At 73.5% G+C, this 26,592-nt stretch carries 28 protein-coding genes and 1 pseudogene; 11 read left to right on the top strand and 18 right to left on the bottom strand.

Annotation, left to right across the window (positions count from 1 at the left end):
• Positions 1-14: 14 nt before the first annotated feature.
• Entirely contained in the window at positions 15-1,034 is a 1,020-nt protein-coding gene (locus tag WBQ80_RS08600; RefSeq protein WP_336572140.1) for a magnesium and cobalt transport protein CorA, read from the bottom strand.
• 91 nt (positions 1,035-1,125) lie between these two features.
• Between WBQ80_RS08600 and WBQ80_RS08595 the strand changes: the two genes are divergently transcribed.
• A complete protein-coding gene (locus tag WBQ80_RS08595; protein ID WP_336572141.1) occupies positions 1,126-1,533 on the top strand; it encodes a DUF2256 and DUF3253 domain-containing protein in 408 nt (135 codons plus the stop codon).
• Between the two features lie 9 nt (positions 1,534-1,542).
• Here the strand turns inward: WBQ80_RS08595 and WBQ80_RS08590 are convergent, their stop codons facing one another.
• From WBQ80_RS08590 to WBQ80_RS08580, 3 genes are all read right to left on the bottom strand, one after another.
• The gene (locus WBQ80_RS08590) at positions 1,543-2,187 is read right to left on the bottom strand and encodes a TetR/AcrR family transcriptional regulator (protein ID WP_336572142.1); all 645 of its coding nucleotides are present in this window, start codon (positions 2,185-2,187) and stop codon (positions 1,543-1,545) included.
• Between the two features lie 56 nt (positions 2,188-2,243).
• Entirely contained in the window at positions 2,244-2,924 is a 681-nt protein-coding gene (locus WBQ80_RS08585) for a TrmH family RNA methyltransferase (RefSeq protein WP_442892697.1), read from the bottom strand.
• A 75-nt stretch (positions 2,925-2,999) separates the two neighbouring features.
• Positions 3,000-3,305: a hypothetical protein gene (locus tag WBQ80_RS08580; protein ID WP_336572143.1), complete on the bottom strand. Its 306-nt coding sequence runs from the start codon at positions 3,303-3,305 to the stop codon at positions 3,000-3,002.
• A gap of 174 nt (positions 3,306-3,479) precedes the next feature.
• Here WBQ80_RS08580 and WBQ80_RS08575 point away from each other — a divergent pair, with 174 nt between their 5' ends.
• The 3 genes from WBQ80_RS08575 to WBQ80_RS08565 are packed head-to-tail and all read left to right on the top strand — an operon-like array spanning position 3,480 to position 6,090.
• The gene (locus WBQ80_RS08575) at positions 3,480-4,394 is read left to right on the top strand and encodes a metal ABC transporter substrate-binding protein (protein WP_336572144.1); all 915 of its coding nucleotides are present in this window, start codon (positions 3,480-3,482) and stop codon (positions 4,392-4,394) included.
• Positions 4,391-5,176, top strand: a complete 786-nt coding sequence (locus WBQ80_RS08570) for a metal ABC transporter ATP-binding protein (RefSeq protein WP_336572145.1) — start codon at positions 4,391-4,393, stop codon at positions 5,174-5,176. The genes WBQ80_RS08575 and WBQ80_RS08570 overlap by 4 nt, the downstream gene beginning before the upstream one ends.
• A 2-nt stretch (positions 5,177-5,178) precedes the next feature.
• Positions 5,179-6,090 carry a metal ABC transporter permease gene (locus WBQ80_RS08565; protein WP_336572146.1) on the top strand — a complete coding sequence of 304 codons (912 nt, stop codon included), beginning with the start codon at positions 5,179-5,181 and terminating at the stop codon, positions 6,088-6,090.
• Between the two features lie 84 nt (positions 6,091-6,174).
• On the opposite strand, the pseudogene WBQ80_RS08560 reads toward WBQ80_RS08565, so the two are convergent.
• A pseudogene (locus WBQ80_RS08560) lies at positions 6,175-6,678 on the bottom strand (rhamnogalacturonan lyase family protein); the annotation flags it as partial.
• Positions 6,679-6,836: 158 nt separating this feature from the next.
• Here WBQ80_RS08560 and WBQ80_RS08555 point away from each other — a divergent pair.
• The 4 genes from WBQ80_RS08555 to WBQ80_RS08540 all read left to right on the top strand — a co-directional run bounded on the left by WBQ80_RS08555 (position 6,837) and on the right by WBQ80_RS08540 (position 10,404).
• Positions 6,837-7,496: a metal-dependent transcriptional regulator gene (locus WBQ80_RS08555; RefSeq protein WP_336571659.1), complete on the top strand. Its 660-nt coding sequence runs from the start codon at positions 6,837-6,839 to the stop codon at positions 7,494-7,496.
• Positions 7,497-7,556: 60 nt separating this feature from the next.
• Complete coding sequence (locus tag WBQ80_RS08550; protein ID WP_336571660.1) at positions 7,557-9,203, top strand: FAD-dependent oxidoreductase; 1,647 nt, start codon at positions 7,557-7,559, stop codon at positions 9,201-9,203.
• On the top strand, positions 9,200-9,544 hold the full coding sequence (locus WBQ80_RS08545) for a UBP-type zinc finger domain-containing protein (RefSeq protein WP_336571661.1): 345 nt from the start codon (positions 9,200-9,202) through the stop codon (positions 9,542-9,544). Before WBQ80_RS08550 ends, WBQ80_RS08545 begins: the two co-directional genes overlap by 4 nt.
• Positions 9,545-9,606: 62 nt before the next feature.
• Complete coding sequence (locus tag WBQ80_RS08540; protein WP_336571662.1) at positions 9,607-10,404, top strand: HAD-IIA family hydrolase; 798 nt, start codon at positions 9,607-9,609, stop codon at positions 10,402-10,404.
• 36 nt (positions 10,405-10,440) lie between these two features.
• Here WBQ80_RS08540 and WBQ80_RS08535 read toward each other — a convergent pair whose 3' ends face one another.
• From WBQ80_RS08535 to WBQ80_RS08495, 9 genes are all read right to left on the bottom strand, one after another.
• The gene (locus WBQ80_RS08535; RefSeq protein ID WP_336571663.1) at positions 10,441-11,148 is read right to left on the bottom strand and encodes an NUDIX hydrolase; all 708 of its coding nucleotides are present in this window, start codon (positions 11,146-11,148) and stop codon (positions 10,441-10,443) included.
• A 9-nt stretch (positions 11,149-11,157) separates the two neighbouring features.
• Entirely contained in the window at positions 11,158-11,817 is a 660-nt protein-coding gene (locus WBQ80_RS08530) for a M23 family metallopeptidase (RefSeq protein ID WP_336571664.1), read from the bottom strand.
• Between the two features lie 13 nt (positions 11,818-11,830).
• The gene (locus WBQ80_RS08525) at positions 11,831-11,980 is read right to left on the bottom strand and encodes a hypothetical protein (protein WP_336571665.1); all 150 of its coding nucleotides are present in this window, start codon (positions 11,978-11,980) and stop codon (positions 11,831-11,833) included.
• Between the two features lie 10 nt (positions 11,981-11,990).
• Positions 11,991-12,938 carry a nucleoside hydrolase gene (locus WBQ80_RS08520; protein WP_336571666.1) on the bottom strand — a complete coding sequence of 316 codons (948 nt, stop codon included), beginning with the start codon at positions 12,936-12,938 and terminating at the stop codon, positions 11,991-11,993.
• Positions 12,935-13,906: a ribokinase gene (locus WBQ80_RS08515; RefSeq protein ID WP_336571667.1), complete on the bottom strand. Its 972-nt coding sequence runs from the start codon at positions 13,904-13,906 to the stop codon at positions 12,935-12,937. Before WBQ80_RS08515 ends, WBQ80_RS08520 begins: the two co-directional genes overlap by 4 nt.
• Position 13,907: 1 nt before the next feature.
• Entirely contained in the window at positions 13,908-16,580 is a 2,673-nt protein-coding gene (locus WBQ80_RS08510; RefSeq protein ID WP_336571668.1) for a septum formation family protein, read from the bottom strand.
• Complete coding sequence (gene pyrE / locus WBQ80_RS08505; protein WP_336571669.1) at positions 16,577-17,146, bottom strand: orotate phosphoribosyltransferase; 570 nt, start codon at positions 17,144-17,146, stop codon at positions 16,577-16,579. The genes WBQ80_RS08510 and pyrE overlap by 4 nt, the downstream gene beginning before the upstream one ends.
• A gap of 55 nt (positions 17,147-17,201) precedes the next feature.
• Positions 17,202-18,602, bottom strand: coding sequence for a threonine/serine ThrE exporter family protein (locus tag WBQ80_RS08500; RefSeq protein ID WP_336571670.1), 1,401 nt, complete (start codon positions 18,600-18,602; stop codon positions 17,202-17,204).
• Between the two features lie 184 nt (positions 18,603-18,786).
• Positions 18,787-18,909: a hypothetical protein gene (locus WBQ80_RS08495; protein WP_336571671.1), complete on the bottom strand. Its 123-nt coding sequence runs from the start codon at positions 18,907-18,909 to the stop codon at positions 18,787-18,789.
• Between the two features lie 137 nt (positions 18,910-19,046).
• Here WBQ80_RS08495 and WBQ80_RS08490 point away from each other — a divergent pair, with 137 nt between their 5' ends.
• The gene (locus tag WBQ80_RS08490) at positions 19,047-20,009 is read left to right on the top strand and encodes a LysR family transcriptional regulator (RefSeq protein WP_336571672.1); all 963 of its coding nucleotides are present in this window, start codon (positions 19,047-19,049) and stop codon (positions 20,007-20,009) included.
• Positions 20,010-20,020: 11 nt separating this feature from the next.
• On the opposite strand, the gene WBQ80_RS08485 is transcribed toward WBQ80_RS08490, so the two are convergent.
• Positions 20,021-20,887, bottom strand: a complete 867-nt coding sequence (locus tag WBQ80_RS08485) for a restriction endonuclease (RefSeq protein WP_336571673.1) — start codon at positions 20,885-20,887, stop codon at positions 20,021-20,023.
• Positions 20,888-20,936: 49 nt separating this feature from the next.
• Here WBQ80_RS08485 and WBQ80_RS08480 point away from each other — a divergent pair, with 49 nt between their 5' ends.
• The gene (locus WBQ80_RS08480) at positions 20,937-21,725 is read left to right on the top strand and encodes an enoyl-CoA hydratase/isomerase family protein (RefSeq protein ID WP_336571674.1); all 789 of its coding nucleotides are present in this window, start codon (positions 20,937-20,939) and stop codon (positions 21,723-21,725) included.
• Between the two features lie 56 nt (positions 21,726-21,781).
• The gene (locus tag WBQ80_RS08475; RefSeq protein WP_336571675.1) at positions 21,782-22,249 is read left to right on the top strand and encodes a CinA family protein; all 468 of its coding nucleotides are present in this window, start codon (positions 21,782-21,784) and stop codon (positions 22,247-22,249) included.
• A gap of 119 nt (positions 22,250-22,368) precedes the next feature.
• Here WBQ80_RS08475 and WBQ80_RS08470 read toward each other — a convergent pair whose 3' ends face one another.
• The 3 genes from WBQ80_RS08470 to WBQ80_RS08460 form a co-directional block, all read right to left on the bottom strand.
• Entirely contained in the window at positions 22,369-23,907 is a 1,539-nt protein-coding gene (locus WBQ80_RS08470) for a CoA-acylating methylmalonate-semialdehyde dehydrogenase (protein WP_336571676.1), read from the bottom strand.
• A gap of 73 nt (positions 23,908-23,980) precedes the next feature.
• Positions 23,981-25,300, bottom strand: coding sequence for an aspartate aminotransferase family protein (locus WBQ80_RS08465; RefSeq protein WP_336571677.1), 1,320 nt, complete (start codon positions 25,298-25,300; stop codon positions 23,981-23,983).
• A 106-nt stretch (positions 25,301-25,406) separates the two neighbouring features.
• Complete coding sequence (locus WBQ80_RS08460) at positions 25,407-26,567, bottom strand: ABC transporter substrate-binding protein (protein ID WP_336571678.1); 1,161 nt, start codon at positions 26,565-26,567, stop codon at positions 25,407-25,409.
• Positions 26,568-26,592 lie beyond the last annotated feature (25 nt).

Genomic DNA, 26,592 nt, shown 5'->3' with positions numbered 1-26,592 from the left:
GGCCACGCTACCCGCTACAGCCAGTTGCGGCGCTTGAAGATGAGGTAGAGCACGAGGCCGAAGCCGACCATCGCGGCGAGCGCGAACGGGTAGCCGAGCGGATGGTCCAGCTCGGGCATCGCCTCGAAGTTCATGCCGTACACGGTCCCGATGAGGGTCGGCGCGAAGATGATCGCGGCCCAGCTCGAGATCTTCTTGACCTCCTCGCTCTGCTTCAGGCTCGTCTCGGTGAGCCGCTGCATCTCGTCGTTCTGGCGCTGCGTGACGAGCGCGGAGTGCACGGCGAGGGCGTTCTGGAGCAGCTGGCGGTACGCCTCGCCGCGGTCGACGACGCGCAGCACGTGATCGAACGCGTCGCGCAGGTGCCGTTGCAGCTCGAGGTCGACGCGGTACTTCTCGAACCCGCGCTCGAGGGCCTCGAACATGCCGACGAGGGGCCGCGTCGCCCGCTGGAAGTCCATGACCTCGGCCGCGAGGTCGTAGATGCGCCGCGTGACCGCCGGGTCGCCGTCGAAGAGCTGCTGCTCGATCTCGTCGATGTCGTTCTCGAGACCCGTGAGCACGGGCGCGTACTCGTCGACGACCTCGTCGAGCACCGCGTAGACGACGGCCTCGGGTCCGCGCGCGAGCAGCTCCGGTGCGGCCTCCAGGCGCCGGCGCACCCGCGCGAGGTCCGGCGACTCGGCGTGCCGGATGGTGACGGCGAAGTTCGCGCCGATGAACACGTGCAGCTCGCCGAACTCGACCTCCTCGGTCGCGTCGAGGTAGCGCGCCGGGCGCAGCACGACGAACAGCGTCTCGCCGTACCGCTCGAGCTTCGGGCGCTGGTGGCCCTTCGCGGCATCCTCGGCCGCGAGGGGGTGCAGCCCGAACTCCTCGGTCACGGCGGCGAGCTCCGCGGTGGTGGGCCGGTACAGTCCGATCCACGCGAAGCCGCCGGGGTGCTCGGCGAGTGTCTCGAAGGTCTCCTCGAGGGTCGGCGGCGTCGCGACGCGATGTCCGTCGCGGTACACGGCGTTGTCGATGAGCGGCACGGGTCCAGTGTGTTCCCCCTCGCGGTCGCCGTCGTTCGGGCGCGCCGGTGGCGCTCAGCGAACCCCCGGGCGCAGGCGGCAGGCTGCCGTCATGGGCCGGCAGCGAGGCGAGGCGGACGCCGCGGCATCCGCCGAGGAGAAGACCTGCGCCTCGTGCGGGCGGCGCATCGAGTGGCGGGCGAGGTGGTCCCGCGACTGGGAGTCCGTCCGGTACTGCAGCGACGCGTGCCGGCGGCGCGGGGTTCGCTCGGTCGACCACCGGCTCGAGGAGGCCATCCGCGCGCTGCTCGCCGACCGGGCCGCGTCGGCGACGATCTGCCCCTCCGAGGCGGCACGGCGCGTCGGCGGCGACGACGGATGGCGCGAGCTCATGGAACCCGCGCGGCGCGCCGCACGCCGGCTCGTGGCATCCGGCGAGGTCGAGATCACGCAGCGCGGGCAGGTCGTCGACCCGTCCACCGCGAAGGGCCCGATCCGGATCCGCCGCGCGGCGAGGTGAGCCGGGCGCTCAGTCGGGCGCGACCGGCGGCGTCGCCCACAGGCCGCGGGTCGGGGTGGGGCGCGTGCGCGAGAGCGCGCCGGGCTGCATGCGCAGGTGCTCCTCGGCCGCGCGGTAGACGATGCGGTCGGCCTCGGCCTCGTCGATGAGCCCGATGGCGTGGTGCTGCACGGCCACGCCGTCGACGAGGGCGGTGAGCATGCGCGCGTCCGCGGCCGGATCGGCGCTCGTCGCCTCGCCGGCGTCGACCACGCGCCGGATGACGCCCGCCAGATGCCGGTCGGAGTCGCGGTGGTGGCGGGTGAGCGCGGCGTGCAGCTCGGGGTTGCGCGGGGCCTCGCTCCACGCGTCGATCCAGACCAGGTAGTGCCCGCGCGGCGTGGTCGAGAGCCAGTCGGCGAGGGCCGCGACCGGCTCGAGGCCCTCCTCGGCTTCGGCGTCGGCGCGGAGCTCGCCGAGCACGGCCGCGTCGAACGCCGCGGCGACGAGTTGCTCGCGCGTGGCGAAGTAGTGCCGGATGAGCCCGTGCACGACGCCGACCTCGGCGGCGACGTCACGCAGGGTGACGCTCGCGAAGCCGTCGCGGGCGACGAGTCGCAGGGTCGCCGCGAGGATCTGCTCGCGTCGTCGCGCCGGATCGAGTCGGGTGGCCACGCGCCCATCGTAGTGGTCTTGTCCGTGCGGCCAACGCGCGGCGACCCTGCCCCGGCTCAGCGCCTCGCGTGCCGGCGCGCCCACTCGTGCATCACGATGGCGGCCGCGGCCGCCGCGTTGATCGAGCGGGTCGACCCGTACTGCGTGATCTCCACCACGCGGTCCGCCGCCGCGATCGCCTCCGGACTGAGCCCGGGGCCCTCTTGGCCGAACAGGAGCACGCACCGTTCGGGGAGGTCGGCGGCGTCGACCGGCTGCGAGCCCTCGACGTTGTCGACCGCGACGATCGGCAGCCCCTCGGCGTGCGCCCACTCGACGAGGTCGGCGACGTCCGGATGGTGCCGCAGGTGCTGGTAGCGATCGGTGACCATCGCGCCGCGGCGGTTCCAGCGGCGCCGGCCCACGATGTGCACCGCCTCGGCGGCGAAGGCGTTCGCGGTGCGCACGATCGAGCCGATGTTGAGGTCGTGCTGCCAGTTCTCGATGGCGACGTGGAACGGATGGCGCCGCGAGTCGAGGTCGGCGACGATCGCCTCGAGGCGCCAGTAGCGGTAGCGGTCGACCACGTTGCGTCGGTCGCCGTGCTCGAGCAGGTCGGGGTCGTAGTGCTCGTCCGAGGGCCAGGCGTCGGGTCCTCCGGGCCAGGGCCCCACGCCGTGGAGCGGGAGCTGCGGCTCGTCGTGCGCCGTCTCGCCGGGCGCGTCCGCTCTGCGCGCGCCATCCGTTCGCTCCTCCACCACGGCTCCTACGCTAACCGCCGGCACGCCGGAGGGGCGGCGCGGCCGGTGGCCGCACCGCCCCGTTCGCTGCGCTCAGCCGCCGAGGTTGCCCCGGCAGGCGATGCCCGGGTTCGGGAGGTCGAACGCGACGTCCAGCCCCTGGCTCTTGAACTGGCCGTAGCTCTGGACGCCGTGGATCGTGTACGCGTCGTCGGGGAAGTTCGGCTGGTTCTCGAGGTTGTCCGCGACGTCGCGTCCCGAGTAGGAGCACTCCGACTTGCCGTTCACACCGCCCGGGACGAATTCGCCCTTGCCGTTGTACTCGCCGGCGTGCGCGGCGCCGGCGCCGCCGACGACCAGCCCGAGCGCCACGAGACACCCGATCGCGATTCGCTTCATCTGCTTGACCTCCGTGTCGAGACGGCCGAGAGGCGGGGTCGCGCAGGCGCGCGCACCGGTCGTCGTGTCAGGAATCGAAAGTTACCCCTCCGCTTCTCCCGGACGCAGTCCCCAAAAGAGGCACAGCGGGCCCGGCCCGGTTTCGGCACGCCGAAAACCCGATACGATTTCGGTATGCCGAAAGGTTCCGTCGCCGCCATCCTCGCCGTCGCCGCGCTCGCGCTGAGCGGATGCGCCGCGGGACCCGCCGACGGCGGGGCCGACGACCGACCCGTCGTGCTCACGACCTTCACGGTGCTCGCCGACATCGCGGGCGAGGTCGCGGGCGACCACCTGCGGATCGAGTCGATCACCAAGGTGGGGGCCGAGATCCACGGGTACGAGCCGACTCCGGGCGACCTGCGCCGAGCCGCGGGCGCCGACCTCATCCTCGACAACGGGCTCGAACTCGAGGCGTGGTTCGCCCGGTTCGTCGAGGGCCTCGAGGCGCCGCACGTCGTGGTCAGCCAGGGTGTCGAGCCCATCCCGATCGGCGACGGCGCGGCCGAGGGCCTGCCGAACCCGCACGCGTGGATGTCGGCGCTCAACGTGCAGGTGTACGTCGACAACATCGTCGAGGCCTTCAGCGAACTCGACCCCGAGCACGCCGACGACTTCGCGGCGAACGGCGAGGCGTACCGCGCCGAGCTGCAGGCGGTCCACGACGAACTCGTCGCCGATCTCTCGACCCTCCCCGAGAACGAGCGGGCGCTCGTGACGTGCGAGGGCGCCTTCTCCTACCTGGCGCGCGACGCGGGCCTGACGGAGCAGTACCTCTGGGCGGTCAACGCCGAACAGCAGGCGACGCCCAAGTCGATCGCGGGCACGATCGAGTTCGTCGACGAGCAGGGCGTGCCCGCGGTGTTCTGCGAGTCGACGGTCTCGGACGAGGCGATGCGGCAGGTCGTCGAGGCGACGGATGCCGCGTTCGGCGGCGTGCTCTACGTCGACTCGCTGTCCGAGCCGGACGGCCCGGTCCCGACCTACCTCGACCTCCTCCGGCACGACGTCGAGGTCATCACCGACGGACTCACGGGAGGCGCGCGATGACCGGCGCCGCCGCGTCCGCCCGCCCGGGACCCCGGAGCGCCGACGACGCGCCCGCCATCGACGTGCACGGCCTGACCGTGCACTACGGCGACGTCCTCGCGCTCGACGACGTGAGCCTCACGCTGCGGCGGGGCACGGTGTGCGGACTCATCGGCATGAACGGCTCGGGCAAGTCGACGCTGTTCAAGGCGATCATGGGCACGCTCCGCCCCGACGGGGGCTCGGTCGCGATCGCCGGGCTCACCCCGCGGCAGGCGCGACGCGCGGGCCTCGTCGGTTACGTGCCGCAGAGCGAGGAGGTCGACTGGGCCTTCCCGCTCAGCGTGCACGACGTCGTGATGATGGGGCGCTACGGGTTCCAGGGGTTCACGCGACGACCGCGCCCGGCCGACCGGGAGGCCGTCGCCGAGGCGCTCGAGCGGGTCGAGCTCACCGACCTGGCCGACCGGCGCATCGGGGCGCTCTCGGGCGGGCAGCGCAAGCGCGCCTTCGTGGCCCGCGGGCTCGCCCAGGGCGCCGACGTGCTGCTGCTCGACGAGCCGTTCGCGGGCGTCGACCGGCGGAGCGAGCGCACGATCAGCACCCTGCTCCGCGAGCTCGCGGCCGGCGGCGCGACCGTGCTCGTGTCCTCGCACGACCTCGAGGCCCTGCCGAGGCTCGCCGACGAGGCGATCCTGCTGCTGCGACGCGTCCTCCTGCACGGCAGCCCCGAGGAGGCCCTGCACCCCGAGCAGCTGGCGCGCGCGTTCGGACTCGACCTGACCGGGCGGGGAGAGGAGTGATCATGCCCGTCGTCGACTTCCTGCTCGAGCCCCTCGCCTACGACTTCATGCAGCGCGCGCTCCTCGTCACGGTCACCGCGGCGATCGTCTGCGGCGTGCTGAGCTGCTGGCTCGTCCTCATCGGCTGGTCGCTCATGGGCGACGCGGTCTCGCACGCGGTGCTGCCGGGCGTCGTGATCGCCTACCTGATCGGGACGCCCTTCGCCGTCGGCGCGCTCGTGTTCGGGCTCGGCGCCGTGGCGCTCATCTTCCTCGTCCGGGCGACGAGCCGGGTGAAGGAGGACGCCGCGATCGGCGTCGTCTTCACGACGCTGTTCGCGCTCGGACTCGTGCTCATCTCGGTCGTGCCGAGCCAGACCGATCTCGGGCACATCCTCTTCGGGAACCTGCTCGGCGTGAGCCTCGCCGACCTCGTGCAGGTGCTCGCGCTCGGCGCGGTCACGCTCGCGATCCTCGTGCTCAAGCGACGCGACCTCACGCTCTACGCGTTCGACCCCACGCACGCGCACGCGATCGGCCTCAACCCGAAGGCCCTGGGCGCGCTGCTGCTCGGCCTGCTCGCGCTCACCGTCGTCGTCGCGCTGCAGGCCGTCGGCGTCGTCCTCGTCGTCGCGATGGTCATCATCCCCGGCGCGACGGCCTACCTGCTGACCGACCGGTTCGCCCGGATGATGGTCATCGCCCCCGTGCTCGCCGCCGCGTGCGCGCTCGTCGGCATCTACGCGAGCTACTACCTCGACGCGGCCTCGGGCGGCATGGTCGTGCTGACGATGGGCATCGCGTTCGCGCTCGCCTACCTGTTCGCACCCCGCCACGGCATCATCGCGCGGCGCGTGCTGGCCGCTCGTCGACGCCGCGCCGGATCGGCGACCGCGTCGGCCGACCGCTCGTCGGCATCGGCCGCGGCACGCTGACCGAGGACGCGGAGCCGCCCCGGACGCCGGCACGGGAATTCGCGGAGCCCGGGGCGGGGTCGTGATCGGGTGACGCCCCCGTCGTCAGCCCTTCAAGGTCGACGACCATTCCGTGTCGGCGCCGTCCGCGATGGACACCCACGCCTTCGGGACCGCGACCACCGCCGCCTCCCCCGCGGCGGGGTGCTTGCCCTTCTCGGCGCGCTCGCCGTCGACGTAGTACGCGAACGCCGGGTCGTGCGGGATCTGCACCTCGTCGTGCTCGGTGCCCGGGCGGTCCTTGAAGTCCGGCCCGACCGGAGCGGACGGCGTCGTCAGCAGCGGCACGGCGCCGAAGTCCATGTCGCTCCCGAGGTGGTACGACGTGTACGACGGCTGGTTGTACGAGGTGTTCTGCCGGGCGACCTCCACGCGGTACTGCGGGTCGTGCATGAGCGTCGTGGGCTTGTGCCCGGTGTCCTCGGTGCTCGTGTGGATGCGCAGCGCGGTCGAGTCGGCGGTCCGCACCAGGAGCTCCTCGCGCCAGTCGCCGAAGACGTCGGCGACGAGCGACGGGTTGCCCTTGGTGCCGTTGTTGGTGCGCGTCCCGGTCCGGGCCGGCCTCGAGCTCGATGCCGTTCACGATGGGCGCCACCGCGTACCGGGCCCCCGCCGACCCGTCGGGGTCGGCGTAGTCGGTGCTGTCGGAGACCGTGGCCACCGACGTCGCCCGGGGCACGCGCGACGCGGCCGATATCCTGAGGCCGATGCCCGCCTCCGCCAGCCCCGCCGTCGAGGACTACCTCAAGACGGTCTACGCGCACACCGAATGGCAGCCCGACCCCATCACGCCGTCGGCCCTCGCCGCCGCGCTCGGCGTGGCCCCGTCGTCGGTGACCGAGATGGTCAAGAAGATGGCGGCCCAGGGGCTCGTGCAGCACGTGCCCTACGGCGCCATCCGGTTGACCGAGGCCGGGCGCAGCCGCGCCCTCGCGGTCGTGCGCCGGCACCGGCTCATCGAGACCTGGCTGGTGCGCGAGATGGGATACGCGTGGGACGAGGTGCACGACGAGGCCGAGGTCCTCGAGCACGCCCGCTCGGACCGGCTGCTCGAGGCCATCGATGCCCGCCTGGGCCGGCCCCCACGCGATCCGCACGGCGACGCCATCCCCGCCGCCGACGGCAGCCTCGTCTCCGAGCCGTGGGTGCGCCTCGACGAGGCGTCCGCCGGCCACGTCGGCCGCGTCATCCGCATCAGCGATCGCGACCCGGCGGTCCTCCGCGAGCTCGACGGCGCGGGCGTGGGCCCCGGAAGCGAGCTGCGGGTGACGGATGCCGCCGACCCCGCCGGCATCGCGGTGACCGTCGGCGGGACCGCGCGGACCATCGACCGCGACGCCGCCGCGGGCATCTGGATCAGCGCCTGAGCCCTGCCGGGTTCGCACGCCCCCTTCCCGACCCGCCGTTCGTGGGCGAGGATGGCTCACATGGGCGCTGCCGGCGAGACCATCACCCCCGAACTCACTGATGCGCAGTGGGCGCGATTGCGACGGTACGGAACCCCGCACGCGATCGAGGCGGGCGACGTGCTGTTCCGCGCCGGCGACCGGCGCTACGACCTGATCCTCGTCGAGACCGGCGAGGTGGAGGTCGTGCGCGAGGCGCTGTGGTGGACCGAGGAGGCGCGGGTGGCGACGCTCGGGCCGCGCACCTTCGTCGGCGAGCTCGGCCTGCTCAACGGCCAGCGCGCGTTCCTCACCGCACGGGCCACCGGACCCGGGCGCGTCCTGCGCGTCGATCACGACGCGCTGCAGCGGATGATGGCCGAGGACGACGAGCTGTGCGACCTCATGCTCCGCACGCTGTGGGCGCGCCGCGAGCTGCTGCGCCACGGCCCCGCGGCCTGGACGTTGAAGATCGTCGGCTCGTCCGGGGCGCCCGACTCCCTCGCCCTGCGCCGCTACGCCGAGCGGCTCGAGCTCGTGCACACGTGGGTCGACGTCGACGATCCCGACCTCGACCACGACGTCTGGTCCCATGGCTACACGCGCGACGACCTCCCCGTCGCCATCGTCCAGGGCGAGATCGTGCGCAACGCCACGCCCGGGCAGGTCGCCGACCTGCTCGGGCTCGCCTACACGGCCGACGACGACCTCGAGTTCGACCTCGCGGTCGTCGGCGCGGGTCCGGCGGGACTCGCCGCGGCGATCTACGGCGCCTCCGAGGGACTCCGGACCGTGCTCCTCGACGCCGTCGCCCCCGGCGGCCAGTCGGCGACCACCTCGCGCATCGAGAACTACCTCGGGTTCCCGTTCGGCGTGAGCGGCGACGCCCTCACCTCGCAGGCGTCGCTGCAGGCGTTCAAGTTCGGCGTGCGCATCGCGGCGCCGTGCCCGGTCGTGCGGCTCGACCCCGACTCGGGCGTCCACCGGCTGCTCCTCGCGGACGGCGCGATCGTGCGCTCTCGAGCGGTCGTCGTCACGACGGGCGTCGCCTACCGGGGGCTGCCCCTCGAGCGCTGGGACGACTTCGAGGGCGCCGGCATCCACCACGCCGCCTCCGCGCTCGAGCTGCGGCAGGTCGCGGGATCCGACGTCGTCGTCGTCGGCGGCGCGAACTCGGCGGGGCAGGCGGCCCTCGCGCTCGCCGCGAGCTCGTGCCGCGTGCGTCTCGTGGTGCGCTCCGGCGACCTGTCCGAGCGGATGTCGAGCTATCTCGTCGACCGGATCCGCGAGGACCCGCGCATCGAGGTGCGCACGGGAACCCAGGTCGCGGCGCTCCACGGCGGCGACCGGCTGACGGGCGTCACCCTGCGCGGCGGGACGGATGAGACGGTCGAGTGCGCCGGGCTGTTCTGCTTCATCGGGGCGGTCCCCGCGACCGACTGGCTCGCCGGCCTCGAGCGCGACGAGGACGGGTTCCTCCGCACGGGCGCCGACGTGGTCGCACTCGGCGACGGCTGGCGCGACCTCGGCCGCATGCCCCTGCCGTTCGAGACGTCGATGCCGCGCGTCTTCGCCGCCGGCGACGTCCGTCGAGGTTCAATGAAACGCGTCGCGGCGGCGGTCGGCGAGGGCTCGAGCGCCGTCGCCTCGGTCCACCAGGCGCTGGCAACGATGGAGGTGTTCGCATGACGGAAGACGACCTGCCCCCCGCCCCGTCGGGAACGGGCTGCGTGGAGTGCCTCGAAGGCGGCGGCTGGTGGTGGCACCTGCGGCGATGCGTCGAGTGCGGGCACATCGGATGCTGCGACTCGTCGCCCGAGCAGCACGCGAACCGGCACGCGCACGAGACCGGTCACGCCGTGGCCGCCTCGTTCGAGCCCGGTGAGAGCTGGTTCTGGGACTACCTGGCCGACACCTCGGCCAAGCGGATCCCGCTGTCGCCGCCGCTCGCGCGCCCCGAGGACCAGCCGTCACCCGGCCCGGAGGGCAAGGTGCCGCCGAACTGGCGGGACCTCCTCCTCTCGCAGTGACCGGTGCGCGAGCGGCATCCGCCGTTCATCGGGCTGTGATGTGCGCGCCCTAGGCTGTGCGCATGGCGAAGCGTGATGACGTCGAGTGCTGGCTCACCGACATGGACGGCGTGCTCGTGCACGAGAATCACGCCCTCCCCGGCGCGGCCGCACTGCTGCAGCAGTGGGAGGACGCGGGCACGCCCTACCTCGTGCTGACCAACAACTCGATCTTCACCGCGCGCGACCTCTCGGCGCGCCTGCGCGCGTCGGGGCTCAACGTCCCGGAGGACCGCATCTGGACCTCCGCGCTCGCCACGGCCGACTTCCTGAAGCAGCAGCTGCCGGGCGGCACCGCGTTCGTCATCGGCGAGGCCGGCATCCTCACCGCACTGCACGATGCGGGCTTCGTCATGACCGAGACGGACCCCGACTTCGTGGTCGTCGGCGAGACCCGCAACTACTCGTTCGAGGCGATCACGAAGGCGATCCGACTCATCGGCAACGGCGCGCGGTTCATCGTGACCAACCCGGATGCCACCGGCCCGTCGGCCGAGGGCCCGCTGCCCGCGACCGGCGCGATCGCCGCGCTCATCACGAAGGCGACCGGACGCGAGCCCTACGTGGTCGGCAAGCCGAACCCGATGATGTTCCGCTCGGCGCTCAACAAGATCGGCGCGCACTCCGAGAACACGGCGATGATCGGCGACCGCATGGACACCGACATCGTCGCCGGCATCGAGGCGGGGCTGCACACCATCCTCGTCATGACGGGCATCAGCGACCGGGCCGAGATCGAGAAGTACCCGTTCCGGCCCGATGAGATCCTCACGGGCGTCGCCGAGCTCCTGCCGGCCGAGCCGGTCGAGGTCGAGCTGTAGCGGATGCCGCGTGGCGCCGTCCCGCGGTGCGTCGCGTCAGCGCTCGATCTCGACCTCGCGCGCCGGGTCCCACGGCTCGGTCCAGCCGAGGCGGTCGAACATCGCATCGAGCACGAGCCCGGTGAAGCCCCAGACGAGCCGCTCCTCGCCGCCCGCGGTGACGGTGAACCCCGGACCGCGCCACTCGCGGTCCTCCCGGCGGATGACCGTGGTGCAGCGGTTCGCCGGGTCGAGCAGGTCCGCGACGGGCGTGCGGAACACCGCGGAGGACTCGGCGCGATCGACGGGCGCCACGGGCGTGGGCGCCGCCCACCACCCGAGCACCGGCGTCACCAGGTGCGCCGAATAGGCCAGGGGGATCTCCTCGAGCGTGCCGAGCACCTCGACGCCCGCCGGATCGAGCCCGGTCTCCTCCTGCGCCTCGCGGAGCGCCGCGGCGACCGGACCGTCCTCGCCGTCGTCGACGCGACCGCCGGGGAACGCGATCTGGCCGGCGTGCGAACGCAGCGTCGTCGCGCGCGCGAGCAGCAGCACGTCGAGGTCGCGCGAGACGGCACGAGCCTGCGCCGCGTGATCGCTCGGCAGGTGGTCGAGCACGCCGAAGAGCACGAGCACCGCCGCCGGTCGCGCGTCGTCGCCGACGGGTTCGCGTTCGCCGCGCCAGAGGTCGCGCGCATCGGCGTCGGTCGCGAGCGCCGCGAGCTGCGCCCGCGCCGATGCGGGTGCGTCGTCGCGTGGGGTCACCCGTCGAGGTTAGCCCGGGTCGCGCACGATCTCGGATTCCGCCGGCATCCCGACCACCACGTCGTCGGTCGCCGCCCGGCGGAACCGGAACGCCATGGGCAGCCCGCGGGCGCGCGACCAGTCGAGCGAGTCGGCGACCTGCACGTGCACGTGCGGCTGCGTGCTGTTGCCCGAGTTGCCGCATTCGCCGAGGGGGTCGCCCGGAGCCACCACGTCGCCGACCCGGACCCCGACCGTGCCGCGGCGCAGGTGGACGAGCGCGACGTACGGACCGGCCGGACCGAGCGCGACCACGACGTGGTTGCCCGCGATGGCGGCGGGCCCCTCGCGGAGGCGGCCGGCCTGTCCGAGCAGGTAGGGCACGAGCGTCAGCTGCGACCTCCGGGCCGCGTGGTCCTCCTCGCCGTCGTGCACGTCGACGACGGCGCCGGCGGCCGGTGCGAGGATCGGGCGCCCGAAGCCCACGAAGGCGTCGGGCGGCTCGACCGAGAACGCCGAGCGCCAGCCGGCCGGCGCGGAACGTCCGCGCTCGTCGACCGCGATGAAGTCGACGGCGAAGGTGGTGCCCAGGGCATGCGTGCCGTGACTCGGCACCCGACGCGCGGGGCTGTTCCGCGCCCGCCACCGGCCGCGGAACGGCAGTTCGAGCACCACCGGAGTCGTCGCCATGGGGTCCGCCCCTTCACTCGCCCGGCGCACGGTCGGTCCACTCGGGTTCGTCGTACTCGTCGGGACGCCGGCGCTGCGACCATCGGCTCTCGTGCAGCAACACCTGCGTCACCACGACGAGCACGACGATGACGATCCCGCCGACCCAGAACGTCCAGTCCACCGTCGCCCCGCTACGCCAGCCGGCGGTACGCCGACTCCACGCCCGTCCAGAAGCGCTCGACGTCGAGTCCCACGGCGACCCGCGCGTTCGGCTCCCGAGCGAGCATCCCGTCGAGGTCGACGCTCGTCGCGCCGACCGTCTCCGCCCCCGCCAACTCGACGTCGAGTCGCGTGTGCACGACCTCGACCGCAGCGGGGTCGGCGAGCACGGCGACCGCGACCGGGTCGTGCAGCGGCCCGTCCGGCATGCCGAACACCTCGTCGTTGGTGCGGCAGAAGAACTCCAGCAGCTCGTCCCCGAACGCCGCGGTCCGGTTGCCGACCGCCGCCAGCCGCGCCCGGACGTCGGCGGTCACGAGTGCGCGATGCGTCACGTTGAGCCCGACCATGGTGAAGCGGATGCCGCTGGAGAGCACCCGGTCGAGCGCCTCGGGGTCGACCCAGGCGTTGAACTCGGCGTACGGGGTCACGTTGCCCCGCTCGGTGGAGCCGCCCATCCAGACGATCTCGCGGACCCGGTCGGCCAGCTCGGGCCGCTCGCCGAGGAGGACGGCGACGTTCGTGATGGGGCCCGTCGCGATGATCGCCACCGGTTCGGATGCCGCGGCCAGCGTGTCGGCGATGAGCTCCGTCGCGCTGCGCGGGTCGAGGGGCACGGCCGTCGGGCCGGTGTCCGGGTCGGGCAGCTCCGGCCCGCCGAGGCCGTTCTCGCCATGGATCCACTCGGCCGTCGCCAGCTCGCGCAGGAGCGGGCCCGGCGCGCCCGCCGCGACCGGGACGTCGGCGACCCCCGCGACCGACAGCGCGATCCGCGCGTTGCGGCTCGTGTGCTCGAGCGGGACGTTGCCGCCCACCGTCGTGACGGCGAGCAGCTCGAGCGCCGGATGCCCGGCGGCCAGCCACAGCGCGACGACGTCGTCGTGGCCCGGGTCGCAGTCGACGATCACGGGAACGGTCACACGGCCTCCGTCCGGTCGGCGAGCGCGAGCACGTCGGCTCGCATCGCGTAGGAGTCCACGGTGCCGCGGCGCTGCACCGCGAGCGCGCCCGCGGCGACGGCCGCCCGGACGGCGGTGGACAGGTCGCGGCCCTCGGCGAGCATCGCGGCGAGCACGCCGGTCGCGGCATCCCCGGCCCCCGTGGTGTCGACCGCGTCGACGCGCGGGGCGGCGACGCTCCAGGCTCCCGTCGCATCCGCGGCGACCGCCCCCCGGCCGCCGAGCGTGACGACGATCGAGCGCGCGACCGCGCCGACGGCGGATGCCGCGACCTGCAACCAGTCCGCGACCGGCGCGTCGTCGGCGAGCTCGGCACCCAGCCCGATCGTGCGGGCCTCGTGCACGTTGACGACGAGCGGATCGGCGACGCCCAGCGTCGCCGATCCCACGGCGACCGGCGGAGCGAGGTTGAGGACGAACCGGACCCCGGCGGCGTCGCATCCCTCGGCCACCGCCTCGATGGACGGCACCGGAAGCTCGCCCTGCGTGAGGGCCACCGCCGCTCGGGCGAGTCGCGGCTGCTCGGCCCCCACCGCCCCGACGTCGAATGCGGCGTTCGCCCCGGCGGTCACGATGATCGTGTTCTCACCGGTCTCGGCGACGGTGATCTGCGCCACGCCGGTCGGGACGCCCGGCACGGTCGCCACGGCATCCGCCGGCAGGCCGAACCGGGCGAACGCCGCGCGTGCGACGTCGGCATGGGGGTCGTCGCCCACGCGTGCGACGAGCTCGACGCGAGCCCCCGCGAGGTGCGCGGCGACCGCTTGATTGGCTCCCTTGCCGCCCAGGGCGACCCGGAACGCGCTCGAGTGCACGGTCTCGCCCGGGAGCGGGAATGCGCGGACGTAGCTCGTCGCGTCGACGTTGACCGAGCCGAAGACCACGACGGCGTCCCGACGGCCGCCATCGGGGGCGGCTGAGCCGGTCACCTCATCCCTGCTGTCCGGCCGTGCCCTGGACGTCCGCCGTGATCTGGGTTCCGCCGCCGCGCGTCACGAAGCAGTAGAAGGTCCGCTCGCCGGCGTTCCATTGCTCCTCGGTCGCCGGGTATGATCCCTCGACCTGCAGGTCGCCCGCCATGGCCGCCATCTCGGGGTTGATGACGTTCTCGGCGCCGCAGAGCGCCGCGACCTGGGCCGCGACCTCGGCCTCGCCCGGGAACGGTGCCGCCTCGTCCGTCGAGACCTCGCCGCGCAGCACGAGCTGCGCCGCGTGCGGCGTCGTGCAGTCGATCACGGTGAATTCCTGCGCCCAGACGCTCTCGAACGGATCGAGGCACTCGCCGCCGTACAGCTCGTTCCACGCGTAGGTGCCGGGAGGCTGGATCGCCGTCGGCTCGGGCGCGGCGTCGCTTCCGCCGTCGGCCGCCCCGCCGCCGAGGAGCTGGGCGCCGAACGCCACGCCGGCCACCACGAGCAGGACCGCCGCGAGCCCGCCCGCGATCCACGCGAGGAGCTTGACGGGCGAGCGCCCGCCGCGTTCGTCATCGTCGCGGCTGTCGCGCACCGGCGCGACGCCGCGTCCCGGGCGGCCGTCGTCGCCCCGGCCGTGCCGGTCGCCGCGGTCGTACCCGCCGTCGCGGTCGTACCTGCCGCCGTTCGGATACGGGTCCCCGCGGTCGTCGTCGTATCGGTCGTCGCGGAGCGAGCCGAACGGGTCGGCGTCCCGGCCCCGCGTAGCCGCCGCACCGCCGACCAGCGGGGTGGGCGCGGTCGCACCGAATCCCGCGCCGCCGAAGAGCGAAGCGAGGCCGTCGTCCTCGGCGTCGGCCCGGTCGCGGTCGTCGAGGTCGTGGGCGTATCCGCGCGCCTGGTCGTCGCGCGAGTCGAAGCGGTCGCGTCCCTCGCGGCGACCATCGTCCTCCCACTCCTCGGTCGGGCCGTACGCGTCGTCACGTGCGCCGACCTGCGCGAACCAGTCGTCGTCGCCGCGGTCGTACGCGCCGTCGCCGTGGGAGGCGTCGTCGCCGTGGGACGCGTCGTCATGGTCGTACGGGTCGTCCTGGCGGTACGCGTCGCGTCGGCCGTACGCGTCCGCGGTGCCGTGCGCGGGATCGCGCCACTCGCCGGCGTCCCGCTCGTCGAATCGGGCGTCCGCCGGGGCGTGGTCCGCAGGCGAGTCCCAGGAGACGGCTCCCTGGTCGCCCCCGCGCCGGCGCGGCCCGGGCTCGTCGTCGCCCAGCGCCTTGGGGTCGGGGGCGGTCGGGTCGGGGGTGAGGTTCCAGAAGTACCCGGTCCGGGCGAGCTCGCGCGCCATGGACGATCCGTCGTGCGCGTCGCCGTCGAGGCCCTGCCGGCCGGGCTCGTCGCGGCGCGGGTCGTCCGCGCGCTCGTCACGTGCGCCGAGCCCGGCGTACCAGTCGGCCTCCTCCCGGCGGTCGCGGACGGGTTCCGCCGGCGCGTCGGCACCGTGGTCGTCCCGCTCGTCGGAGACGCCGCGCGCGTCGTAGGCGCCCTGCGCGTCGTACGCGCCCTGCACGTCGTATCCGCGCTCGTCGTACGCGCCCTGCGCGTCGTATCCGCGCTCGTCGTAGGCGCCCTGCGCGTCGTATCCGCGCTCGTCGTACGCGCCCTGCGCGTCGTGATCGCCGCGCTCGTCGTAGCCGCGCTGCTCGTATCCGCGCTCGTCGCGACCCGGCTCCTCGAACACGCGCGGATCGAACGGCGCATCCGCCTGCGGCGTCTGCCCGCCCGGGCCCTCGGCGCGGTACTGCGAATCGTCGGCGTACCAGTCGGGCGAGAATCCGCGCTCGTCCCCGTAGGACTGCTGGCCCGAGGCGTCGGCGTACGCCTGCTCGTCGGAGTAGCCCCGGTTGTCGTCGTACGACTCCCAGTCGCGCGGTCCGGGATCGGATCGCGGCGACTCCTCGTGCAACGCGGACCAGAGCTCGTCATCGAAGTCGGTGCGCGCGGGTGGGAAGGCGGCTCCCGTCGGCGGCACGGCCGGCGTGAACGACTGGCGGGCGACGGGCGGCGACGGCGGCACCGGTCCGGGCGGATCCGACAGCTGGCGGAACGCCGCGCGCAGGTCGTCCTCGGTGCCGAGGGGCCGCTGCTCGCCCCACGTGAGCGCGAAGTTCGCCGGCGGGGTGACCGGGCCGGGCGGCGGGGCGGCGGGCGGCGGCGGCGCCGCGGGGCCTCCGAACGCAGGCGGCACCGGGGCGCCCACGGGCGGCTCGACCGAGGTGAGCCGGTCGCGCGGGTCCTCGCGGGGCGGCACCGGCGGCCGCCGGTCGTCCCAGGCCGGCGGCTGGTTCCACGCCGGCGCCTGCGGTTCCCATGCCGGTGCGGGCGGGCGCTGCGGCTCGTCACGACGCTGGTACGGCTCGCCCACGACGGGGAGGGCTCGGGTCGCCGCATCCGACTCGGCCTGGCCCTCGGCCAGGGAGAACCATTCGAGCGACTCCTCGCTCCGGCGACGCGGCCGCTCCGTGGGGGGCGGCGAGACGGGATCGGCGGGCTGGTGCTGCGGCGGCGGCGCGACGGGCTGCGGCGGGGCCTGACGGCCCTCGAGGTCCGGGCGACGTCCGCTGCCCAACTGGCTGAGCAGCCAGTCGGCGTCGTTCATGTCGCCCGAGTCGTAGCGTCCGTCGCGTCCGTTCATGAGAGTCCCAGATCCTTCAATCCGATTGCCGCGAGGTACGGAACCCCCGCGGCTTCGATGACCTCGCGTGCGCCAGTGTCGCGGTCGACGACGACGGCGACCGCAGCGACCTCGGCACCCACGGCGCGCAGGGCCTCGATGGCCTTGAGGGGCGAGCCGCCGGTCGTGGAGGTGTCCTCGAGGACGATCACGCGCCGTCCCGCGACGTCCGGGCCCTCGACCTGCCTGCCGCGGCCGTGGTCCTTCGGCTCCTTGCGGACGACGAAGGCGTCGTAGGCGAGGCCGCGGGCCGCACCCTGGTGGAGGACGGCGGTGGCGATGGGGTCGGCGCCCATCGTCATGCCGCCCACTGCGGCGACATCCGGAACCTCGGCGATGAGGTCGAGCATGACCTGGCCGATCAGCGGCGCGACGCGGTGATCGAGGCTCACCTTGCGCAGGTCGACGTAGTACGACGCCCGCTTGCCGCTGGTGAGGGTGAAGTCGCCGTGGAACACCGCCTCGCTCGAGATGTACTCGATGAGCTGTCGGCGGGCCTCGGCGGACTGGGGGTTCCGGGAAGTCACCCGAATACTCTACGTCGTGGTCCCTGGGTGCCGCGGGGTCGATCCCGCCGACCGCTCATGCGCCGGAGTCGCGCTCCTCGGCAGCCCGTCGCCGCGACGACCGCGTCGTCGTGGCCTCCGCGATGCGCGTCAGCATGGGTTCGTCGGACGGCGCGAGCACCGTCGGCAGGTCGATGTGGAACTCCGAGATCTCCTCGGCGCTGCGGCGGACGAACCGGTACAGCGCCGAGCCGATGAGCACGCCGAGCGAGATCGACATGACCGTGACGAAGGCGGCGGAGAAGTCCGCGATGCCCGCGGTTGCCGCGACGGCGCCCTCGGTGACGCCGATGAGGCCGGAGGCCCCGGGCACGAGCACCCAGAAGGCGGGCAGGAAGATCATCTGCGACGGCACTCCCCCGCGGCGCAGGTCCTCGACCCAGAGCACGAAGGGCGTGACCGCGAGCGCGCCGATGAGGCCGCTCACGGAGGACCCGAACGCCAGCGCACCGAGCTGCTGGGCGCCGTAGGCCACGACGAGCGCGAGGAGCACCCAGCCGTAGCTCCGACCCGGTGCGGCGAAGTGGAGGTAGTTGCCGAGCCCGTACAGCGCGAGGCCGATGCCGGCCACCCACCACGGCAGCGTGGTCGACGCGTCGAGGGGCATGTAGTCCTCGCCGCCCACGCCGACGATCGTGCCGGCCGAGAGGATGCCGAAGGCGAGCAGGCCGAGCTGCACGAAGCCGGTGCCGAGCCGCGAGGTGCCGGCGACCATCTGGCCCGCCGCGAGCTCGCGCACCCCGGTCGTGAGCAGTGCCCCGGGCAGGAAGGTCGCCAGCGGCGCGATCAGGACCCTGAGGGGGTCGCCGAGCTCCACGTGGGGCGCGAGGAGGAAGACGATGAGCGCGCACGCGAACGACGCGACGATCGGCAGCACGAGCAGGAGCGTCTGCGAGCGCACGAGCTTGGCCGCGCCGATCAGCGCACCGAGCCCGAAGCCGACCACGGCGGCCTGCCAGCTCGGTGCGAGCAGCAGCGCGAGGCCGGCGGTGAGGATCGCATGGCCGAGCGTCCGCATGAACCAGTGGCGGCTCGGCGGCATCGCGCCGATCTCGTTCAGGCGGCGGATGCCCTCGCCCGGCGAGATCTCGGCGGCGCGGGCTCGGCGCAGCAGTCGTCCCATCTCGGCGATCTGGTCGAAGCGGAACGACGCCCGGACCGACTTGAGCGCGACACGTGCCGTGTCGCCTCGGCCGGTCTGCACGAAGGCGATGGTCGGCAGCACGACGAGGTCGACGTCCTGCAGGCCGTACGCCCGGGCGATCTGCACGACGTCGGTGCGGATGCGGTCGACCGATTCGGCGGACGCGGTCATCCCCTCGGCGAGGCCGAGGAGGAACGTGCGCAGCAGCGCGGGGTCGTGCACCGTCCGATCGGCGTCGTCGGGCACGTGTGGTGGGGTCGGGGTGATCGGCATCCGCTCGCTCCGTCGTCTCGCGGGGCGCCGGGCGGGACCCCGAGCCCCCGGGGTGTCGTCACGCTATCCGCGACCGCGACGGATGTCGAGGCGGGCCCGGAACGACGAAGGGCCGCCCCGCGGGGTGTCCCTCCCCCGCGCGGCGGCCCTGCATCGGAGCCGGGCGGCTCCGCGGACGCGCGACTCAGACGGTGCGCGCGAACGTCTCGCGCGGCTGGCGACGGTATCCGTCGCGGGCCGTGACGAGGAGCGAGCCGACGATGCCGACGATGGAGACGCTGACGAGGAGGACGGTGAGGCTGAACACGGCGGTTCCTTTCAAGGAGTTCGTTGGAATGTCGGGCGACTCGGTGCGCCCTTGCACGTGTCCGACTCCTCAATTGTGACCGTTCTAACCCTTCAGCACAATCTGACCGAACTACAGTGATCATGTAGCGTGACTACATGGATGTGAACCGGCTCGACCTCCTCCGCGAACTGGCCGAACGCGGGAGCGTGACCGCGGTCGCCGAGGCGACCGGCCGCACGCCGTCCGCGGTCTCGCAGCAGCTGAAGGTGCTCGAGCGCGAGGCGGGGATGCCGCTGACCGAGCGCGTGGGCCGGGGCATCGCGCTCACGAGCGCCGGCCAGGCGCTCGCGCGCTCCGCGACCGAGGTCGCCATCGCCCTCGAGCGCGCGTCGGCGCTGTGGGACGAGTTCCGCAACCACCCGAGCGGCGAGGTCTCCCTGCTCACGTTCCCCACGGTCGGCGCGTCGCTCCTGCCCGCCGTGCTCCGCGATCTCGCCTCCGTCGCCGGACTCGTCGTCCGCGCCACCGATCTCGATCCCGGGCTCGCGGAGTTCCCCGACCTCACGAACGACTACGACATCGTGCTCGCCCACACCATGCCGGGCGAACTGCCGTGGGGCGGCCGCGGCCTCCGCGCGGTGCCGCTGCTCACCGAACCGCTCGACATCGGCATCCCCGCCGACCATCGCCTGGCCGCCCGGACGCACCTCACGCCGGCCGACCTCGTCGAGGAGACCTGGCTCGGCGTGCCGCCCGGCTTCCCCTTCGAGCGGATCCTGCACGCCATCGAGCAGGCCGGGGGCAAGCGGGTCGAGATCAGCCAGCGGTTCAGCGACATGCGCATCGTCGAGGCGTTCATCGGCGCCGGCCTCGGCGTCGCGTTCGTGCCGCGGTACACCTCGGGCGTGCTGCCCGAGGGGCTCGTGCTCAAGCCGCTCCGCGGCGTGGCATCCGTTCGCCGGATCTTCGCGCTGGTGCGGCCGGATGTCGCCGAGCGCCTCGCCGTGCGGACCGTGCTCGAGGTGCTGGTCGACCGGGCGGCGCGACTCGAGCGGTCGTACGCGCCCCCTGCCCGCGGAGGCGGCGAGCCCGCGCCGAGCGCAGGCTCCGCCGCCTAGCGGGCCCGGACTCACGCGGGCGGCCGCAGACCTTCGGTGACCATCAGCCGCGCGTGCGCGTTGGCCGCACGGAGCGCCCCACCCTCGGCGTGGTACTCGAAGAGGGCGAGTCCGGCACGGTCGGCGAAGGCCACGCCGCCGGGAGAGTACGCGCCCGAGGTGAAGAACAGGGCACGACGGCCGTCGTGCGCCGCGACGCCGGCGAGCTCGCGCACCTGCGCCACGGGGACGGTCGTGCGCTCCGCCAGGTTCTTGACCTGGGCGATCCAGTGCGCGCTCGCCACGTCGACGCCGCCGTCGCCGGTGAAGCGGGTCGCCTCGGCGTCCGTCGCGCCGAGGTGCCGCATCCAGTCGGCCACGAGCAGCTCGGCCCCCCGGTGCGAGACGCCGTAGGGCTGGGGGCCGGGCCGCGGCCAGGCCACCGGGAGCGGCCACACGGGCTCCGAGCGCCCGGGGAGCACCGCCTCGTCGACCCCCGCCCGAGTCGCGACGGCGACCACGGCCCGTGCGAGCAGCGCGGCCCGCTCGGCGTGCGACTCGCGCACCCAGCGCTGGACGATCGCGAGCACGCCGGCCGCGAGCGCCAGCAGGGCCGCGAACGCGATCGGGCCCGCCGCGAGGGGCACGGGGAATCCCGGCCGCTCGGCCAGGGACAGCGTCGCGCCGAACGCCACGACCCAGGCGCCGCCGTACCCGATCCACCACCACCAGGTGCGCGCTCGCGGCGGCCCGGCGTCGGCCACGATGCGCGGCGCAGCCACGGTCGCCGCACGGGCGACCGTCTCGCGGACCGCGACCTCGGCCAGGCCGAGCGGCACGCGCGTGCCCAGCCGGCGACCGAGGTCGACGGCGGCGCGGTGGAGCGTCTCGGTCAGCACGCTCGCATACTAGGAGCGGCATACGACACGCGTGGCGTAGCATCCGAGGATGCCCGACGACGTGATCCTCTTCGACGTGCGCGACGGCCTGGCGCACCTCACGCTCAACCGGCCCGCCCGGCTCAACGCCGTCGACCCCGACGCGATCGCGCGTTGGCAGCGACTGGCTCACGAGATCGTCGAGCGCGACGACATCGGCGCCGTGCTGTTCGACGCCAACGGCCGCGCGTTCTGCGCCGGCGGCGACGTCGTGGCGATGTCCGAGCTCGCCGGCAGCGGCGACGAGGCCGCCGGCGCGATCGTGCGGCACCTCGCCGACCGGATCCACGACGGGCATCGGGTCCTCCGCGAGAGCACCAAGCCCGTCGTCGCCGCCGTGCAGGGGCCCGTCGCGGGCGGCGGGCTCGGGTTCATGCTCGTCGCCGACCTCGTCATCGCCTCCGATCGCGCGACCTTCGCGAGCCGCTACTCCGACATCGGGCTCACGCCCGACTGCGGCGTCAGCACCCTCCTGCCCGAGGCCGTCGGCGTCCGCCGCGCCCTCGAGCTCACGCTCACCTCGCGGACCCTGACCGCCGCCGAGGCGCTCGAGTGGGGCCTCGTCGCCGAGGTCGTCGCGCCCGACGAGCTCGACGCGCGGGCCCGCGCCGTCGCATCCGCCTGGCTCACGGGCCCCACGGCCGCCTTCGGCCAGACCAAGCGGCTCATGCACTCGGGGCTCGGGCGCCCGTTCCAGGACGCGCTGGACGACGAGGCGCGGACGATCGGCGCCGCCATCGAGACGCCGTACGCGCGCCGCGCGGTCGCCGCGTTCGCGGCGTCGACCGGCAGGCACTGAAGCGGCCGGCCCGTCAACCCGCTGACGGCGCGGCATCCGCCGGGCACGATGGGCCCATGACCGACGACGACCTCCAGTCCCTGACCGACGAGATCGGCCGGCTCGCGCGCGACCGGTCCGCCACGGTCGCCGCAGCCGAGTCCCTCACCTCGGGCGCGATCGCGAGCGCGTTGGGGCGCGGCGAGCAGGCGTCCGAGTGGTTCGCGGGGGGCGTCGTCGCCTACGCCGAACGGGTCAAGCGGGAGGTGCTCGGCGTGACGGCCGAGTCTGTGCTGACGCCGCAGTGCGCGCGCGAGCTCGCGACGGGCGCGGCCGACGTGCTCGGGGCGGATGTGGTCGTGGCCGTGACGGGCGTGGGCGGCCCGGACCCCGAGGAGGGCCTGCCGCCGGGCACCGTCTACGCCGCGGTCCGTACCGCGGAGGGCGTGACGGATGCCGCGTGGCGGTTCGACGGCGACCCGTCGGCCGTCGTCGAGCAGACCGTGCTCGCCGCCCTCCGCATGGTGCGCGACGCGCTCGCCTGACCGCCCCGGCCGCCGCGCGCCGCGCGCCGCGCGCCGCGCGCCGGCGCGACCGAGTACCGCTTCTGCGGTGGAGGGCCGGAACAACCGCGACTCCATCGCGGAAACGGGACTCCAGCGGGTCAGTCGTGCTGCGGGAAGCCCAGGTTCAGCCCCCCGTGGCTCGGATCGAGCCAGCGCGACGTGATCGCCTTCTCCTGCGTGTAGAAGTCGAACCCGCGCGGGCCGTACGCCTTCGCGTGGCCGAACAGGGAGTCCTTCCATCCGCCGAACGAGTGGTAGCCGACCGGTACGGGGATCGGCACGTTGATGCCGACCATGCCCACCGTCACCTCGCGCTGGAAGCGACGCGCGGCGCCGCCGTCGTTGGTGAAGATGGCCGTGCCGTTGCCGTAGCGGGAGTCGTTGATGATCCGCAGGCCGTCCTCGTAGCCCTCGACGCGCACGACCGAGAGCACGGGTCCGAAGATCTCGTCGCGGTACACGGACGACGAGACGGGCACCTTGTCGAACAGGGTCGGCCCCATCCAGAAGCCGTCGGCCTCGCCGTCGATGCGGTGCTCGCGCCCGTCGACGACGACCTCGGCGCCGTCCGTGCGGGCGGTGTCGACGTACCCGGCGACCTTGTCGCGGTGCTCGCGCGTGATGAGCGGACCCATGTCGGTGCCGCGCGTGCCGTCGCCCACGGTGAGCGTCGCCATCCGCTCGCGCACCTTGTCGACGAACGCGTCGGCCACCGTGTCGACCGCGAGCACGACCGAGATGGCCATGCAGCGCTCGCCCGACGAGCCGAACCCCGCGTTCACCGCGGCATCCGCGGCCAGGTCGAGGTCGGCGTCGGGCAGCACCAGCATGTGGTTCTTCGCCCCGCCCAGGGCCTGCACGCGCTTGCCGGCGGCCGTGCCGTGCTCGTAGATGTACTTCGCGATGGGCGTCGACCCGACGAACGAGATCGCCCGCACCGTCGGGTGCTCGAGCAGCGCGTCGACCGCGACCTTGTCGCCGTGCACGACGTTGAACACGCCGTCGGGCAGGCCGGCCTCCTGCAGCAGGCGCGCGAGCCACACGGACGCCGACGGGTCCTTCTCGGAGGGCTTCAGCACGACCGTGTTGCCCGTCGCGACCGCGAGCGGGAAGAACCACAGCGGCACCATGGCCGGGAAGTTGAACGGGCTGATGATGCCGACGACGCCGAGCGGCTGGCGCACGGTGTAGACGTCGACGCCCGACGAGGCGTTCTCGGAGTACTCGCCCTTGGTGTACTCGGGCATCGCGCACGCGAGCTCGACGACCTCGAGGCCGCGCGCGATCTCGCCGAGCGCGTCGGAGGTGACCTTGCCGTGCTCGCTCGTGAGGATCGCGGCGAGCTCGGTCGAGCGCGCGGCGAGCAGCTCGCGGAACTTGAACATCACCTGCTGGCGCTTCGCGATGGAGGTGTCGCGCCACATCGGGAACGCGCGTGCGGCGGCCTGCACCGCGGCATCCACGTCGTCGGCGGTCGCGTAGCGCACCTCGCGCTGCACGACGCCGCGAGCCGGGTCGTAGACGGGCCCGGTGCGCTCGGACGCGCCGGCGGCGGGGGCGCCGTCGATCCAGTGGTCGAGCACCTCGGCGGCGGGCGCGCCGTCGCGCGTGGCCTGGTCGGTGGTCGTGTCGGTCATGGTCTCGTTCCTCTCGGTCGAGTGTCCGGGTCTTCGCAGGGTGGGTGGGTCAACGGATGCCGCGGCATCCGCCTCACACGGCGACGGTGCCGAGCACCTCGTCGTAGATCGCGGCCGCCTGCGCGACCTCGTCGGCGGTGACGACGCACGGCGGCACCACGTGGATGCGGTTGTCGGCGATGAAGGGCAGCAGACCGCGCTCGACGAGCGCCCCCTTGATGCGCCCCATCTCGGCGGCGGGAAGGGGCTCGCGCGTCTCGGGATCGGCCACGAGCTCCATCGCCCAGAACACGCCCTCGCCGCGGACCTCGCCGATGACGCGATGCTTCTCGGCCAGCTCCGACAGCGCGGGTGCGATGGCCTCGGCGCCGACCTCGCGGGCGTGGTCGACGATGCCCTCGGACTCCATCGCGTCGAGCGCGGCGACGATCGACGCCATCGCGAGCGGGTGGCCCGAGTACGTCAGTCCGCCGGGGAAGACGCGCTCGTCGAAGTCGGCCGCGATCTCGTCGCTGATGACGACGCCGCCCGCGGGCACATAGCCCGAGTTCACGCCCTTGGCGAAGGTGATGAGGTCGGGCGTCACGTCGTATCCGTCGAACGCGAACCAGCGTCCGGTGCGGCCGAAGCCCGCCATGACCTCGTCGAGGATGAGCACGATGCCGTGCCGATCGCACAGCTCGCGCACGCCGGCGAGGTACCCGGGCGGCGGGATGAGCACGCCCGCGGTGCCCGGCACCGTCTCGATGAGGACCGCGGCGATCGACGCCGGCCCCTCCGCCTCGATCACGCGGCGCAGGTGCCGCAGGGCGCGCTCCGACTCCTCCTCGGGCGTCGTCGCCCAGAACTCCGAGCGGTAGAGGTACGGGCCGAAGAAGTGCACGTGCCCGCGCGCGAAGTTGTTCGGCACGCGACGCCAGTCGCCCGTCGCGACGATCGCGGCGCCCGTGTTGCCGTGGTACGAGCGGTACGTCGACAGGACCGTGTCGCGGCCGGTGTGCAGCCGCGCCATCCGGATCGCGTTCTCGTTGGCGTCGGCGCCGCCGTTCGTGAAGAAGACCTTGGAGTGCCCCTCGGGGGCGCGGGCGACGACGCGCTTGGCCGCCTCGCCGCGCGCCAGGTTCACGGCCGAGGGCGCGACCGTGGCGAGCAGTCCCGCCTGCTCCGTGATCGCCTGCACGACGGCCGGATGCTGGTGGCCGATGTTGACGTTCACGAGCTGGCTCGAGAAGTCGAGGTACTCCCGGCCCGCGTGGTCCCAGACGGTCGTGCCGCGACCGCTCGCGATGACGAGCTGCGGCGGGCTGCCCTGCGCCGACCACGAGTGGAACACGTGCCCGGCGTCGAGCTCGCGGGCGAGCTGGTCGAGCCCTTCGGTGAGGTTGTCGGTCATGGCGTCGCTGCCCTTCCGTGTCGGTCCGGTGGTCGAGTAGGCCCGTGTCGAGACCCGGGTCTCGATGCGCTCGCTGCGCTCGCTACTCGACCACCGGATGCTCCTGCTAGTTGCCGCCCTCGTTGAGGGTGACCTCGATGGGCTCGAAGGACTCGCCCGTGGTGTCGACCTCGTCGCCGAGCTCCACGATGGCCTGCTCGATGTACTCGTTCGTCCACGCGGATGCGGGCGGCTCCTCGGTGATGGGGCTCGCACCCGACTCGTTCACGGCCGACAGCGCGCCCTCGACGGTCTGGTTCCAGGCCTCCTCGTCGATCACGCCGATGCCGTTCTCGGCCGGCCAGATGAGCTTGTTGGTCTCGTTGACCATCCACAGCTCGTGGCTCGGGCCCCAGCCGGAGCCGGCCGCGATGGTGATCTCGGATGCCTCCTCGGGATTGTCGCGCACGAACGCCCAGCCCTTGATGACGGCCTTGAGGAACGCGACCGTCGTCTCCTGGTACTCCTCGTCGCTCTCGAGACGCTCCGTGTCGGCCCAGATCGCGTCCTGCAGCATGGCGCCGACGGTGTCCTGGTAGCTGATGACGTTGAAGTCGTCCTCGGTGTAGAGCTCGCCGGTGTCGGGGTCGACCGTCTCGAGCAGCTGCGCGTACTCGTTGTAGGTCATCGCCTGGGCCGCGTCGATGTCGCCCTGCAGGAACGCGTTCATGTTGAAGTCCTGCGTGATGATCTCGACGGTCGAGGAGTCGAGTCCCTCGGCGGCCATGGCGGCGAAGATCTCCCACTCGTTGCCGAAGCCCCACGAGCCGATCTTCTTGCCCTCGAAGTCGGCCACCGACTCGATGTCGGAGTCCGCCCACGACACCTGGAGCGTGCCCGAGCGCTGGAAGATCTGCGCGATGTTGGTGAGGTTGGCGCCCTGCTCGATCGAGCCGAGCACCTTCGGCACCCAGGCGATCGCGTAGTCGACGTCGCCGTTGGCGAGCGCGTCCTGCGGCACGATGTCGCCGCCGGACGGGATGATCTCGACCTCGAGGCCCTCCTCCTCGAAGTAGCCGTTCTCGACGGCGGCGAAGTAGCCGGCGAACTGGCCCTGCGGGAGCCACTGGAGCTGGAGCTTGACGGGCGTGAGGTCGCCGCCTCCGCCGCCTCCGGCGTCGCCGCCGTCGCCCGAGTCGTCCCCGCCTCCGGCGCAGGCGGAGAGGAGCAGTGCCGCCGAGACGGCGAACGCTCCGGCCGCGAGTCCGCGGCGTGTGCTGTGCTTCATGTCGGTCCTTCCTGGTTCTCGGTGC

The sequence above is a fragment of the Agromyces sp. CCNWLW213 genome (genome assembly GCF_037199545.1).
Lineage (GTDB): Bacteria > Actinomycetota > Actinomycetes > Actinomycetales > Microbacteriaceae > Agromyces.
This window is presented reverse-complemented; position numbering and strand designations above follow the sequence as displayed.

Coding starts and splice junctions, on each gene's coding strand:
- WBQ80_RS08595 (WP_336572141.1), top strand. CDS start 1,126: ATGGGCCGGCAGCGAGGCGAGGCGGACGCCGCGGCATCCGCCGAGGAG.
- WBQ80_RS08580 (WP_336572143.1), bottom strand. CDS start 3,305: ATGAAGCGAATCGCGATCGGGTGTCTCGTGGCGCTCGGGCTGGTCGTC.
- WBQ80_RS08575 (WP_336572144.1), top strand. CDS start 3,480: ATGCCGAAAGGTTCCGTCGCCGCCATCCTCGCCGTCGCCGCGCTCGCG.
- WBQ80_RS08570 (WP_336572145.1), top strand. CDS start 4,391: ATGACCGGCGCCGCCGCGTCCGCCCGCCCGGGACCCCGGAGCGCCGAC.
- WBQ80_RS08565 (WP_336572146.1), top strand. CDS start 5,179: ATGCCCGTCGTCGACTTCCTGCTCGAGCCCCTCGCCTACGACTTCATG.
- WBQ80_RS08555 (WP_336571659.1), top strand. CDS start 6,837: ATGCCCGCCTCCGCCAGCCCCGCCGTCGAGGACTACCTCAAGACGGTC.
- WBQ80_RS08550 (WP_336571660.1), top strand. CDS start 7,557: ATGGGCGCTGCCGGCGAGACCATCACCCCCGAACTCACTGATGCGCAG.
- WBQ80_RS08545 (WP_336571661.1), top strand. CDS start 9,200: ATGACGGAAGACGACCTGCCCCCCGCCCCGTCGGGAACGGGCTGCGTG.
- WBQ80_RS08540 (WP_336571662.1), top strand. CDS start 9,607: ATGGCGAAGCGTGATGACGTCGAGTGCTGGCTCACCGACATGGACGGC.
- WBQ80_RS08530 (WP_336571664.1), bottom strand. CDS start 11,817: ATGGCGACGACTCCGGTGGTGCTCGAACTGCCGTTCCGCGGCCGGTGG.
- WBQ80_RS08510 (WP_336571668.1), bottom strand. CDS start 16,580: ATGAACGGACGCGACGGACGCTACGACTCGGGCGACATGAACGACGCC.
- WBQ80_RS08500 (WP_336571670.1), bottom strand. CDS start 18,602: ATGCCGATCACCCCGACCCCACCACACGTGCCCGACGACGCCGATCGG.
- WBQ80_RS08490 (WP_336571672.1), top strand. CDS start 19,047: ATGGATGTGAACCGGCTCGACCTCCTCCGCGAACTGGCCGAACGCGGG.
- WBQ80_RS08480 (WP_336571674.1), top strand. CDS start 20,937: ATGCCCGACGACGTGATCCTCTTCGACGTGCGCGACGGCCTGGCGCAC.
- WBQ80_RS08475 (WP_336571675.1), top strand. CDS start 21,782: ATGACCGACGACGACCTCCAGTCCCTGACCGACGAGATCGGCCGGCTC.
- WBQ80_RS08470 (WP_336571676.1), bottom strand. CDS start 23,907: ATGACCGACACGACCACCGACCAGGCCACGCGCGACGGCGCGCCCGCC.
- WBQ80_RS08465 (WP_336571677.1), bottom strand. CDS start 25,300: ATGACCGACAACCTCACCGAAGGGCTCGACCAGCTCGCCCGCGAGCTC.
- WBQ80_RS08460 (WP_336571678.1), bottom strand. CDS start 26,567: ATGAAGCACAGCACACGCCGCGGACTCGCGGCCGGAGCGTTCGCCGTC.